Here is a 13,292-nt window from a genome sequence, read left to right as displayed (position 1 = left end):
TACACACTCCTGTTTATGTTTTAGTAGTTGATGCTATCTGACCAGCCGAGGGAAGTTCCACCCGACTGAATGTTACTCGGTTACTTCAATACATATTTGTTGTCTCTCATGCTTACTGCATCACAGATGATAATAAAAGATGGTCTGGGTTTTAACCCAGCTCTTCCACCAGTTGATCCAGCTTGACGGTACGCTGCTCGCCAGTTTCCATGTTTTTCAGTGCAATTTCACCTCGTACCAGCTCATCCTCGCCCAAAATCGCAGTATACCGTGCTTTAAAACGATCTGCTGATTTCATCTGTGCCTTCATTTTGCGACCCAGATAATCTCGCTCTGCGGAGAATCCGGCTTGACGCAGCTTGAACAGCTGTCTGGTCACTTCCGTTTCTGCCGCTTCACCCAATGCCACCATATATACATCCAGCGGCTTGGCTTCGTTCAATTCGATACCCTGATGCTCCAAGATTAGCTGAATCCGCTCCAGTCCGATACCGAAGCCAATACCCGGCTGATCCGGTCCGCCCAGATCGCCAACCAGTCCGTTATAGCGTCCGCCTCCACCGATGGTGTCAATGGCTCCAATCCCTTCAGCTTTGAATTCGAACGCGGTCAACGTATAATAATCCAGTCCCCGTACCAAGCGCGGGTTGACTGTATATTCCACACCCATAGCGTCCAAATTTTGCTTCACCTTCTCAAAGTGTGTGCGGGATTCCTCGTCCAAGCTATCCAAAATGGAAGGCGCACCGCCAAATTTGTCCTGGTCATCCTTGCTATCCAGCACTCGCAACGGATTACGCTCAATACGCGCTTGGCTCTCCTTGGTCAACGTATCCTTGATCGGCAACAGGAAGTCCACCAGATGCTGGCGGTAGGCTGCACGACTGGCTGCATTGCCGACTGAGTTAATTTCCACCTTTACCCCTTTCAGACCCAGCTCACGGCAGAACTGATACCCGAAAGCGATAACCTCTGCGTCCAGTGCAGGATCTACCGCACCAAAAGCCTCAATACCGAATTGGTGGAACTGGCGCTGACGTCCAGCCTGTGGACGCTCATAGCGGAACATTGGACCGATATAATACAGCTTCGTTACATCCGGCTCCCCGTATAGCTTGTTCTCCACATAGGAGCGAACCACGCCTGCTGTCCCTTCCGGACGTAAAGTCATACTGCGCTTCCCTTTGTCCTCAAAGGTGTACATTTCCTTTTCCACCACATCCGTCGTTTCACCCACACCTCGAACGAACAAATTCGTTTGCTCAAACATCGGTGTACGGATTTCACGATAATTAAAGCGGCGGCTAATCTCGCGGGCTTTTTCCTCGACAAATTGCCATTTTTCTACACTGCCCGGCAGCAAATCCTGTGTTCCCGTCGGTTTTTGAAAGGCCATTAACGTATCCCCCCGTCGTTGTATTTCTTATTGTGCGCTTTCTTCTTGCTCCACTTTTCAATATAAAACAAAAAATCCCTCGTCCTGTTAGCATTAACAGGGACGAGGGATTGTCGTTTACAAATCACCCGTGGTACCACCCACATTCCGGAGTTACCCAGACAACCAGCGTAAGAATCACTCATTGCCCGTCAGCATTACACTGACTCCGCTCATACGTATAACGCCCGTAACGCGCAGTACGGCTATTATGCAGGATTATCCACTGTCGGCACAGTTGCAATGTACTTCAGTAGGTATTCCTCAATTGTTCGCCGCCTGTTCTCGGGGAGGTCATTCGTCCGCTCATCAAGGGAATTTTTACAGCCTGGAAATTCCTCTCTGCGCTTGTGGGTTCGGAGTACTTGGTCCCGTCATCAAATCATTTTTCATTATTTTATGATTTTAATGAACCGCTTCGACAAAGTCAAGACATTCCCTTCACAATAAGACAAATAAGTCCCTATAAAAAGAAAATAACCTGCGGAAACGGTCCGCAGGTTCAAAAGATATATCAAAAGGGGGTCATGCCGTTATTATAAACAACGAATATTAAGGAATGATGTATCGAATATTACAATTGTATTACAGCCGTTCTATAACATCTGAATTCCTCAATTTATCGACAAACTTATGACGGTTTTTTCAGCTTTAATCCAATAATTGTGCTATATAACCGCGATTGGAACGAAGCTTATGAACGACCTCATCGTAGTCAGCATCGTTCACCTTCGCAGATAACACATACCGTAATTCATCCTGATCACCGTTAATGTAAACATCTGTCGCATGAAGTAGACCTGTGTCGTGATCCGTCGTCCCGCTCCGGTCTTCGTTCAAATCCCTGCGTGCAGGGCCACGGCCTGCCTCACCATTCTCCACCTCTGGAATAATGTTCTCACCATAAACGCCAGCGGCAGGTATTGCTGCACCTGCCGCCCCTGACATGCTCGCAGCACCAGTGTTGTTATAAGGAACCAGCGGGATCAACACTCGTGTGTCCCTGCCGAGTGCATCATCCAGCGCACCTACTTCCAAATGTTCCGTTCTATAGACTTGGAGCGACGCTCTGGCACCCTCAGCTTCATCCTCCGTGCGAAAATAAGCCTGAATCTGCTTTGCCATATCAAATCCTCCTCAAATGGGAATTGTACTGGCATACATTCACAGAAGCATTCACAGTGAAATTACAACACCTTCAAGAGCTCACGCACAAAAGCAGGCTCATCTTGAGGTGTACGAGACGTAATAAAGTTACCGTCCACAACCGCCTCGCGATCCTCAAAATGGGCACCCGCGTTAATCAAGTCATCTTTCAAAGGAGGATAAGCTGTAATCGTTCGTCCCTGTAACAAACCAGCGCTCGCCAAAATTTGCGGACCATGGCAGATCGCCCCAATCGTTTTCTTGGCCTCGTTAATTTCAGTCACGAATTTGAGAACATACGCATCCAGACGCAGATTTTCCGGGGATGATCCGCCGGGAATAACAACAGCATCATAGTCACTTGATGCCACATCCCCAATGGCCTTTTCAATGGTGTAGCTTGCTTTACCTTGCTTGCCGTTCACCTTTTCGCCTTGTTTCAGACCGATAATATCCGCCTCATGCCCGGCTTTCTTTAATTCATCGTAAGGCACTTGCATTTCGGAATCCTCAAATTGATCAGCCAACAAAAACGCAATTTTACTCATAATCGTTCAGATCTCCTTTCCGGTTATCCTCAAGATGAGTTGTAATTTAAGTTTGTGACAAATCTTCATTTGTCTACCACGCTTTGTTATTACCCGCTTGATCTGTTTTTATAACAATTCGAAGCAGTGAAAAAGAAAAAGGAGCCTCTCGGCTCCTTCCCTACCTGCGCGGCAAAGCACCACGCCCCGGCTTGTCTATAGCTACTGCGACATGCTGTAATAACGTGTCACTCCCACGAGTGAGGCTGGTTGCCTCCTGAATACTACCGGGAAAAAGAAGTGCAGCGGTTCGATAACCGTCCACTTTTGGGGTTTGACGCATGGCTTCGTCTCTCCTGTCACCCTTAAGGCTATCCGCCTGGCTAATCACCAGCCGGGATGACATTATCGTCCCCCTGAACGGTCATTTTATGCTACTCAGCTCTACTACGACCGTTCGCTATCCAGAATCAGCGTCACCGGACCCCAGTTGGTCAACGACACATCCATCATGGCCCCGAAAATTCCTGTCTCGACCTCCAAACCCTTCGCACGAAGCTGACTGTTGAAAAAATCGTACAGCTTCTCTGCTTCCTCAGGCTTGGCCGCACCCATGAAGTTGGGTCGTCTGCCCTTACGGCAGTCGCCATACAGCGTAAACTGAGAGACCGACAAAATAGCTCCGCCAACATCCAGCACACTGTCGTTCATTTTGCCTTCAGCATCCTCAAAAATACGTAATCCCGCTGTTTTGTCCGCTAAATAAACGGCATCGGCCGCCGTATCTCCCTGACCAATACCGACCAGCAGCATTAATCCGGTTCCGATCTTGCCGACCACCTTTTGATTAACCGTTACCTGAGCGTCTTTACAGCGTTGAATAATAATCTTCATCGCCTGTCCGCTGTCTCCTTTATCCTTGCCCTGTAAAAGCCACCTACAGGCTGCTCACGTCTCTTTTAGCGACATAACGGGTCTTTATACCCAAACTTCGTTACAAAGGCTGTAAACCTATCTTCACGTCCACAAGGGTTATTGCATAATCCGGTGAACGGTGTATACATCTTTCACCCGTTTGATCCGCTCTACAACAGAATGTAAATGATCCGTATTGCGAATGAGTATCGTAATGTGAATCATCGCCATTTTATTTTTGTCCGTACGGCCTGTAACGGCTGAGAAGCTGGTTTTATTTTCTGAAATAGCCTGTAGTACCTCGTTCAACAAGCCGTTACGATCATGACCCGTAATCTCAATATCGACGCTGTAATTCACTTCTGCGGCTTCTTCCCACTCAACCTCAATCACACGCGCCTGATCTTCGCCCGTACCCGAAGGGATGTTCGGACAGTCCGTGCGGTGAACAGATACGCCGCGTCCACGTGTTACATAACCGATGATGTCGTCTCCCGGCACGGGATTACAGCATCGTGCAAAACGTACGAGCAAATTGTCGACGCCTCTGACGCTGACACCATTGGTCGGTGTTTTTTTTCGTTCGCCCTGCGGTTTATATTCCTTGACCTCAGACGTCAACTCAATCAGTCGTGCCTCTTCTTGCTCCCGGCGCAGCTTTTCTGTTAGACGTGTGCAGACCTGCGCTGCTGTAATCCCACCAAAACCGATCGCAGATAACATATCCTCGATATCGTTAAAAGAAAACTTCTGCGCAACTTCCTGAAGCTTGTCGTCGCTCATCCACACCGAAGGCTCTATATCGCGTTTTCTCAGCTCGCGTTCCAGATTCTCACGGCCTTTTTCGACATTTTCCTCACGCTTTTCCTTCTTGAACCATTGCTTGATTTTACTGCGCGCGTGAGAGGACTGAGCAATTTTGAGCCAGTCCTGACTAGGTCCATAAGAATGCTTGGACGTCATAATTTCGACGATATCGCCGGTTTTAAGCCGATAGTCCAGTGGCACAATTCTTCCGTTGACCTTGGAGCCAATTGTGCGGTTCCCGACTTCAGTATGGATGCGGAAAGCAAAGTCCAGCGGAACCGATCCGGCTGGCAGCTCAATAACCTCACCTTTTGGCGTAAATACAAAAACAAGATCAGAAAAAAAGTCCATTTTGAGCGATTCCACAAATTCCGACGCGTCCTTCGCCTCATTTTGCAACTCCAGAATTTCGCGAAAAAAGGTGATTTTATCCTCAAAATTGGTGTTATTCGATCCGTTGCCTTCTTTGTACGCCCAGTGGGCCGCGATCCCGAATTCAGCAGTTCGATGCATATCGACCGTGCGAATCTGTACCTCGGTTGGTTCGCCGTTCGGACCGACTACTGTCGTATGAAGGGACTGATACATGTTGGCCTTAGGCATGGCGATGTAGTCTTTAAATCGCCCCGGCATCGGTTTCCACAATGTATGGATAATGCCTAGTGTGGCATAGCAGTCCTTAATGTTATCCACAATAATCCGAATCGCCAGCAAATCATATATTTCATTGAATTGCTTGTTCTTCGTGGTCATTTTTTTAAACACACTGTAAATATGCTTCGGACGCCCGGATAGATCAGCCTGAATGCCCATCTCTTCGAGCTTCTCAGCGATGCGTTCTATGACGTTATCAATAAACTGCTCCCGCTCTGCCCGCTTCTTGTGCATCAAATTGGCGATGCGATAGTATTGCTGGGGATTCAGATAGCGCAGAGCAATATCTTCCATTTCCCATTTAATTGCGGAAATACCTAGTCGATTTGCAATCGGACAGAAAATTTCCAGCGTTTCATAAGCAATCCGGCGCTGGCTTTCCTCGGACTGGTATTTCAAGGTACGCATGTTATGCAGACGATCCGCCAACTTGATGACAATGACACGAATGTCCTGTGCCATGGCGATAAACATTTTTCGATAATTTTCGTTCTGCTGTTCTTCCTTGGAACGGAACTGGATACGCTCCAGCTTCGTCAGACCATCGACAAGCATCGCACATGTATCGCCAAAATGCTCGCGAATCTGCGCCAAAGACACCGTCGTATCCTCCACAACGTCATGTAAAAGAGCGGCGATAATGGAGATGGTATCCATCTGCATATTAACGACGATATCAGCAACCGCAAGCGGATGCAGAATATAAGGTTCACCGGACTTGCGAGTCTGGCCTGAATGGGCCTGCTCGGCAAAATCATAGGCTTCCCTGATGCGGATAAGATCTGCTTCTCTGGTATAGGCCCCGGCCTTTTTAAGTAATTGCTCTATCCCCATTCTGCTCTATTCCGTGTCCTTTCTATGCAAAATGGAACCCGCCGATCAATGTCGCGCAAAGGTTCCCTTTTAAAAGTGATTTCCTATAATTATGACGGTTAGCACGTCACACGTCAACTGTTACAGGTTTGGCATTGTCGTGTCATTCCGACACACTCGGTTCAATGAAATCAGGATTATTGTTGAAATGAAACGAATTATATTGAAAAAAATACGAAAAGTAATTAATGTATATAAGAATAATTGAAAGAACTAAGGAGTGAACTGCGTTGCAACGCGAAATTCAAGTTAATGAAAAGCTTCCGGCAGGACCCGGGTTCCTGCTCAGCGTACAGCATTTGTTTGCCATGTTTGGCAGTACCGTGCTGGTACCGAATATCTTCGGTGTCGATCCCGGCATGATTTTGCTAATGAACGGAATTGGCACATTGCTGTACATCTGGATCTGCCGTGGCAAGATTCCTGCCTATCTCGGCTCCAGCTTCGCTTTTATCGCTCCAGTTAGTCTCGTGCTTAAAAATAACCCCGGTGGCAATGGTTATGCCATGGCCCTCGGCGCTTTCATTGTTACAGGTATTATTTTCTGCCTTGTTGCGCTGGTGATCAAATATGCCGGAACCCGGTGGCTGGACGTTGTATTCCCACCGGCTGTCATGGGCTCCATCGTAGCCCTGATTGGTCTGGAGCTGGTTCCGGTTGCAGCAGGCATGGCAGGCATTATCAATGCCGATCCCACCAAAGCCTGGACCCCGGATCCCAAAACCATTACCCTTTCCCTTGTTACACTAGGTGTCACTGTTCTGGGAGCCGTGCTGTTTCGCGGGTTTGCCAAAATCATTCATATTCTGATTGGTATCGTGGTGGGGTATGTGCTCGCTTACTTTATGGGCATGGTAAATACGCAAGCAATTGCGGACGCTCCTTTTTTCGGACACCCTGCAATTACTACTCCAGTATTTAACACCTCGGCTATGCTGACAATTCTTCCAGTCGCTCTGGTGGTTATCGTGGAGCATATCGGGCATTTGCTTGTGACCAGCAACATTGTCGGACGCGAGCTGTCCAAAGATCCCGGACTGCATCGTTCGCTGCTGGGTAACGGTATCTCTACTATCTTTTCCGGCTTTGTCGGCTCGACGCCCAATACAACCTATGGTGAAAATATCGGGGTCATGGCTTTAACGAAAGTGTACTCTGTATGGGTGATTGGCGGAGCGGCTGTCATTGCCATCCTGCTGTCCTTCTCAGGCACCTTCTCGGCGATTGTTTCCAATATCCCGGCTCCGGTCATGGGTGGAGTATCCTTGCTGCTGTTCGGTGTCATTGCGGCCTCCGGTCTGAGAATCTTTGTGGAGCAAAAAGTTGATTTCGCCAAGCCGACTAACATGCTGCTTGCTACGGTTGTACTTGTTGTTGGAATCAGCGGTGCTACACTCACTTGGGGCGCTGTTACCCTGAAAGGTATGGCACTGGCTACGATTATTGGCATTATCCTTAGCCTGTTCTTCAAGCTGATTGAAGTTCTTGGTTGGTCCAATGATAAAACTCAAGAACCCTTGACAGAAAAAACACCGGATTGATGCCTGTCTCACCATATTAAAAATCGCCGACTCCATGTGCTGAGAATGAACACAACCTGCCAAACGGCAAAACGTGTTGACCACAGCATATGGAGAGCGGCGATTTTTTTATCATACTGCCTGTTTTTTCAAAAAAATATCACACACGAAAACGGGATACCACCTGATTGAGCGTATCAGAAACGCCTGTAAGCGACTTGGCTGAGCTATCCAGACCTTCCAACGCTTTCAGTTGCCGTTCGGACCGTTCCGAGGCTTGCCCAGCACGTTCAGCAGAAGCTTTCGTAATATCGGCAAGGTAACTAATAGATGCTGCAACCTCCTCTGAGCCTGCTGACATTTGCTCCGAGGCCGATGAGACCTCCTGCACTTCAATCGCAACCTGCTGGATATCTTGATTCATTGCAGCAAAGCGCTGCTCAACCTCCTGCAAAATTGCCACTCCTTCATCCATCTCCAGAGTGCCCTGTTGCATTCCTTCCATTGCTGATTTCGTTTCTTCCTGCATGGACCGGATTCGGCTTGTAATTTGCTCCGCAGACTGGCTAACATTTACGGCAAGCTTGCCGATCTCTGAAGCCACAACGGCGAATCCACGTCCATGTTCACCCGCACGTGCTGCCTCAATAGAGGCATTCAGCGACAGTAGCTTGGTCTGCCCGCTAATTTCCTGAATGATCCCGATAATGCTGCCGATCTGGGCCGACCGTTCATTCAACGAACCTACTACCTTGCCTGCTTCATCCATAGATACCTTCGCTTTGTGCATTCCTCGGGTGACCTCGGTCAAACGTTCATTTCCTTGATGAGCCTTATGTTCAATGCCTGTGGTACCTTCAGATACCTGCTGTATGGATTCGGCAATACGTTGAACGCCAGCAGCCATTTCCTCCATCGCAGTCGCACTCTCTGCCGCAGCAGCCAATTGTAGTTCTGCGCCTTCTTTTACCTGAGCCAACTCGTCAGCATTGTGCTTCGCATCCTCAGCTGCGCCAGAAATATCCCGAGAAATAGTTGAGGATACCGTCGTAATCACGCCGGATTCTTCGCTCAAGCGACTTGCCATCTCCCTTGTAGCAGCAATCACCTGATTGATTCCCTCTGCCATTTGACCAAACTCATCCTTACGATTATGAGATACCTTAACTGTATAATCTCCAATGGCCATACGATTCGTCATCTGCATTATTTTTTTAATTTCTTTGACCATTCCCGAATTGCTAACCAGCAAAGCCCCCATAATCAATAGGATTCCGATAGTACTAACGATAAGGAGCAACTTAAGCATTTCGTTCGCAGGACGATTCAGCTCCGAATCCGGCAGCAGCACCCCAATTTTCCAACCGATTTGCGGTATTGTATCATACAATATCCGATAATCCTCATTCCCGATGGACGCGGACAACTGCCCGGAAGCACCATTTTGGATAGCTTCTGCCTCCTCCATACCCAACACTTTCGCCAGCGGTTCACCTGCTTTTATGGATTGGAGTCCCGATGACAGGATCGCTCCATTCTTGTCCATCAAAACCGCGCTTCCTTGGGCACCGAATTTCATCCGTTCGATATAGGCTTGAATACTCGCCATACTTAAGTCACCCGTAATGACACCCATCAGCTTACCTGTTCGGTCATAAAATGCTTTTCCGGCAGTAATCATATTTACTTTCATTTTGGAATCGTAAAAAGGCTCCGTAAAGTTTATATCTTTACCACGCTCAACAGCCCCTGTATACCACTGCTGTGTTAAATAGTCATATTGTGGATCATCATATTCAGTCGTTTGCTTCATCTGTTCGCCATCTCTATGCACATAATTGGATCGATATGTCGTATCTGGCTCATACGCATCCTTGGCGAAAAAGACACCCAGACCATATGTCATATCATTCAATGCCAGCTCTTGTTCATACAAATGTCCATAATCGTCGATCTTCATTCCTGTTCCCAGCTGCTCTGCACTCTTGGCCAGCACGGAGACAAGTAAAGCATGCCGATCCACATTGGCTGCGATATCGGTTTTAACTCCCGACAAAGATTGGGTAGCATTCTGGCTAATTTCCGAGTCCAGCTTTTGCTTGGCAAAAAAGTAAGACAATAAACTGATTAAAATCAAAGTCACAAGTACAAGAGGAACCAAGGCAGAGAATATTCGTGCCTGTAAGCTTTTAAATTGAAATGTACGCAATATGACCACCCCTACCCCTTTTTAACTGTTTATCGTCATTTTGTTCAATTTTTTTATAACGATTTTCGTAAATGAATGGAGGGTTTATGTAAATTACATTTCCAACCAAAAACACCTAAAAAAATAGCCCGATGGAGCAACTCTTTTAGAAAAGAGAGGTTCCATCGAGCTATTTTTGTTATTCATGCTCAAATATTTCCCGGGAAACCCCCAGGCTTTAGAGCGCTTAGTACGTAATCAGCGTAAATACATCAACGTCAGGCAATTTCGCCCGTCCATTCAGATCAGACAGCTCTATAAGAAAAGCAGTCCCTACCACATTTCCACCAAGCTGACGTACCAAATTCACTGATGTAGCGATGGTTCCGCCTGTAGCAAGCAGATCATCGGCAATCAAAACATTTTGTCCCGGCTCAATTGCATCCTTATGCATAGCTAGCATGTCCTTGCCGTATTCCAAACCATATGCTTCCTCGATAGTCTCACCAGGCAGCTTCCCACTTTTACGGATGGGAATAAAACCAACACCAAGCGCATAAGCCAGAGGCGCACCTACAACGAATCCACGTGCTTCGGGACCTGCAATCAGATCAATTTTCAAATCCGACACCAGTTCCTTCATATCATTGATTGCCTTGCGGTACAGTTCTCCGTTTTTCATCAGGGTCGTAATATCCTTAAAACTAATCCCTGGTTGTGGAAAATCGGGAATCACCCGAATATATTCTTTGTAGTCCAACTTAGTTCCTCCTACTGTAAACTTCTAATTTAGTATAGCCATCCTACATCCTCAGCCTTGAGGCTATGCCTCAAGATGCACCCTTCATAAGCGACATAATCCAGCTTGTCATCTGGGTTGTATCCGCATCCAGCAAATAACGCTCCATTTCAGCCATATCATGCAATTCCTGATACCGTGGAGAAGCCGTTAAATCCCGCTTGGGCGGATTGGACACAAAACAGAATCGCCCTTCTGTACGCGTTATAAACTCAAGCTCCTCGAAAATGTCCAGCACTTTAGATAGCATTCGTACTGAACAGGAGCATTGGCGGCTAAGGGCAGGCAGCATTGCTTTTTCGTCCACAGGCTGCGTCCCTACTCGGGAAAGCACAACGTAAATACGCTTGAAGAGCTCCCTGTCCGGGCTGACGAGCCGACCACCTCGCTCACTGACCGAATGAAGGAGAAACACATTCTCTACATCTTCAAAGGTAGACCACAATGCCTGCAACTGCTCCGGTGTATCCGGTGGCTCCAACACGAACAGTGACTTTACAGAGTGTTGCATATCCCTTCGGTCATCACCGGGAGTAACGCCGCCCTCCTTATCATATACCCATATGGATCCGGCGTTCACTGGACGAGACGGACGAAGCCTGGACGATGGATGCATCACAACCGCAACGTCATTTTTTCGTTCTTCTATACGAGGATGAAAGATCTTAAGACCCCGCTCCAGCTCGGCAAAAGGGTCTGATACTCCCCGATAATCAAAAATTTGCGGAGCCTGTACACGGATATCCTGCATCATCAGTTGAAGGGAGCGTTTGCCGTTCCATTCATTAACAGACAGTTCGCCCAGCAGATCCAGCTCGGATTGCTGCTGCAAAAAATCAGCCAAATCGCCACGCCGGAAGGCAATCGCATCCAGCGATAATCCGTTCTGCTCCAATAGCAACTTCACATGATTCTTCTCACGCCCCATTTTACGAGCCTCACGCAATTGAAGACCCTGTAACACGAAACGTGGAGAAGGGTTCCCCATACCAAAGGGTTGAAGTAACTCCAGTTCTTCAACCACCTGTACAGATACCTCGTCCAGACGACAAACCATATCTGCCTCGGCTACAGGAACGAGATTGTCTGGCGTCAGAATGGAAGCGGCATAGCGATTTAACCGCTCCTCAAACGATGCCAGATTGTCCCGAGACAGCGTCATCCCCGCAGCCGAAGGATGACCGCCAAAGTGCTCCATCAGGTCATGACTGTCTGTCAGAGCACTGTAAATATCCAGGGCCGGAATAGAACGGGCAGACCCTTTGCACATTCCTGTCTCTGCATCTATGCCCAGAATAATGGTTGGACGATAATAGCGATCCAGCAGCTTGGAGGCCACAATCCCCACGACACCCACGTTCCAGCCTTCACCAGCCAATACGATGACAGACGGCAGCGTACCCCCATTCAGCTTGGCTGCCAACTGCTGCTCGGCTTGCTCCACAATACGTTCAACTACTTGCTGACGCTCCCGATTGAGCAAATCCAGCGCATGCGCAAGCTGATCCGCTTCATCCTCCTGCTCTGTCGTCAAAAGGGAGACCGCCCGTCCTGCATGATCCAGGCGTCCGCTGGCATTGATCCGGGGAGCCAGAGCAAATGCGATGTTGACTGAAGTCACTGTAGACATATCCACGCCCGCTACACTGAGCAACGCCCGGATACCTGGAAACGCAGAGCTTCTCATAGACTGAATCCCTCTACGTACCATCGTCCGGTTCTCACCATGTAACGGCATCAGATCAGCTACCGTACCGATAGCAGCAATTTCAAACCATTCCTCAGGCACTTCACTCAGCAGCGCCTGTGCCAGCTTTAGTGCCACACCTACACCAGCAAGACCCTTGAATGGATACGGACAGCCAGGTAGCTTCGGATTGATCAGAGCATACGCTTCAGGAAGCACAGCAGGAGGCTCGTGATGGTCAGTTACAATAACATCTATGCCCAGGGTTGCCGCATAAGCTATTTGCTCTATTGCACTAATTCCCGTATCCACCGTAATAACCAGCGTAACCCCTTGCTGATTAGCCCAATCAAGGGCATGATTGTGCAGTCCATATCCCTCATTGGAGCGGTGTGGAATGTAAATATCATACGAAGATTTCAGGAAGCGCATAAGCTGAATCATCAATGACGTACTAGATACCCCGTCCGCATCATAATCACCATAAATTAATATGTGTTCGCCACGCTCCAGCGCCTGACGGATTCTCGGCACTGCCTCTTTCATGCCCAGGAGCAGAAAAGGGTCGTGTATGTCATCTGCACTTCCGTACAAAAAGCGGTTTGCTTCCCCGGCCGTAGTGACACCCCGATTCACTAAAAGCCGGGACAACAATGGTGAAATCCCCAGCTCTTCCGTCAACGGCTGAGCCGCCTCCAGGTTAACCTCCGGGGTCTTCCATCGGTACTGCGAATGAAGCAA

At 48.2% G+C, this 13,292-nt stretch carries 10 protein-coding genes; 1 reads left to right on the top strand and 9 read right to left on the bottom strand.

Translation table 11 applies throughout. The features are described from left to right. Window positions 1-151 precede the first annotated feature (151 nt). The 6 genes from hisS to ACQ4MX_RS22165 all read right to left on the bottom strand — a co-directional run bounded on the left by hisS (window position 152) and on the right by ACQ4MX_RS22165 (window position 6,318). Window positions 152-1,396 carry a histidine--tRNA ligase gene (hisS, locus tag ACQ4MX_RS22190; RefSeq protein ID WP_134913066.1) on the bottom strand — a complete coding sequence of 415 codons (1,245 nt, stop codon included), beginning with the start codon at window positions 1,394-1,396 and terminating at the stop codon, window positions 152-154. Window positions 1,397-2,086: 690 nt separating this feature from the next. Then, on the bottom strand, window positions 2,087-2,560 hold the full coding sequence (locus ACQ4MX_RS22185; RefSeq protein WP_431087335.1) for a hypothetical protein: 474 nt from the start codon (window positions 2,558-2,560) through the stop codon (window positions 2,087-2,089). A 62-nt stretch (window positions 2,561-2,622) separates the two neighbouring features. Beyond that, window positions 2,623-3,129: a type 1 glutamine amidotransferase domain-containing protein gene (locus tag ACQ4MX_RS22180; protein ID WP_431087333.1), complete on the bottom strand. Its 507-nt coding sequence runs from the start codon at window positions 3,127-3,129 to the stop codon at window positions 2,623-2,625. A gap of 160 nt (window positions 3,130-3,289) precedes the next feature. Next, window positions 3,290-3,514 (bottom strand): hypothetical protein, encoded by a 225-nt coding sequence (locus ACQ4MX_RS22175; protein WP_431087331.1) that lies wholly within the window; start codon window positions 3,512-3,514, stop codon window positions 3,290-3,292. Window positions 3,515-3,555: 41 nt separating this feature from the next. Next, on the bottom strand, window positions 3,556-4,002 hold the full coding sequence (gene dtd, locus ACQ4MX_RS22170; RefSeq protein ID WP_013372633.1) for a D-aminoacyl-tRNA deacylase: 447 nt from the start codon (window positions 4,000-4,002) through the stop codon (window positions 3,556-3,558). A 138-nt stretch (window positions 4,003-4,140) separates the two neighbouring features. Then, window positions 4,141-6,318 (bottom strand): RelA/SpoT family protein, encoded by a 2,178-nt coding sequence (locus ACQ4MX_RS22165; RefSeq protein WP_431087328.1) that lies wholly within the window; start codon window positions 6,316-6,318, stop codon window positions 4,141-4,143. A gap of 269 nt (window positions 6,319-6,587) precedes the next feature. On the opposite strand from ACQ4MX_RS22165, the gene uraA reads away from it, so the two are divergent. Beyond that, window positions 6,588-7,898 carry a uracil permease gene (uraA, locus tag ACQ4MX_RS22160; protein WP_431087326.1) on the top strand — a complete coding sequence of 437 codons (1,311 nt, stop codon included), beginning with the start codon at window positions 6,588-6,590 and terminating at the stop codon, window positions 7,896-7,898. A gap of 139 nt (window positions 7,899-8,037) precedes the next feature. Here uraA and ACQ4MX_RS22155 read toward each other — a convergent pair whose 3' ends face one another. The 3 genes from ACQ4MX_RS22155 to recJ all read right to left on the bottom strand — a co-directional run bounded on the left by ACQ4MX_RS22155 (window position 8,038) and on the right by recJ (window position 13,292). Then, window positions 8,038-10,095, bottom strand: coding sequence for a methyl-accepting chemotaxis protein (locus ACQ4MX_RS22155; RefSeq protein WP_431087325.1), 2,058 nt, complete (start codon window positions 10,093-10,095; stop codon window positions 8,038-8,040). A 217-nt stretch (window positions 10,096-10,312) separates the two neighbouring features. Next, entirely contained in the window at window positions 10,313-10,825 is a 513-nt protein-coding gene (locus ACQ4MX_RS22150) for an adenine phosphoribosyltransferase (RefSeq protein WP_137064042.1), read from the bottom strand. A gap of 70 nt (window positions 10,826-10,895) precedes the next feature. After that, entirely contained in the window at window positions 10,896-13,292 is a 2,397-nt protein-coding gene (recJ, locus tag ACQ4MX_RS22145; protein ID WP_431087322.1) for a single-stranded-DNA-specific exonuclease RecJ, read from the bottom strand.

Origin of the sequence: Paenibacillus sp. 8b26 (assembly GCF_050626875.1) — a bacterium.
Lineage (GTDB): Bacteria > Bacillota > Bacilli > Paenibacillales > Paenibacillaceae > Paenibacillus.
This window is presented reverse-complemented; position numbering and strand designations above follow the sequence as displayed.

Excerpts from the sequence above, each read along its gene's own strand:
- hisS (WP_134913066.1), bottom strand. The coding sequence starts at position 1,396 with ATGGCCTTTCAAAAACCGACGGGAACACAGGATTTGCTGCCGGGCAGT.
- ACQ4MX_RS22180 (WP_431087333.1), bottom strand. The coding sequence starts at position 3,129 with ATGAGTAAAATTGCGTTTTTGTTGGCTGATCAATTTGAGGATTCCGAA.
- ACQ4MX_RS22165 (WP_431087328.1), bottom strand. The coding sequence starts at position 6,318 with ATGGGGATAGAGCAATTACTTAAAAAGGCCGGGGCCTATACCAGAGAA.
- dtd (WP_013372633.1), bottom strand. The coding sequence starts at position 4,002 with ATGAAGATTATTATTCAACGCTGTAAAGACGCTCAGGTAACGGTTAAT.
- ACQ4MX_RS22175 (WP_431087331.1), bottom strand. The coding sequence starts at position 3,514 with ATGTCATCCCGGCTGGTGATTAGCCAGGCGGATAGCCTTAAGGGTGAC.
- ACQ4MX_RS22185 (WP_431087335.1), bottom strand. The coding sequence starts at position 2,560 with ATGGCAAAGCAGATTCAGGCTTATTTTCGCACGGAGGATGAAGCTGAG.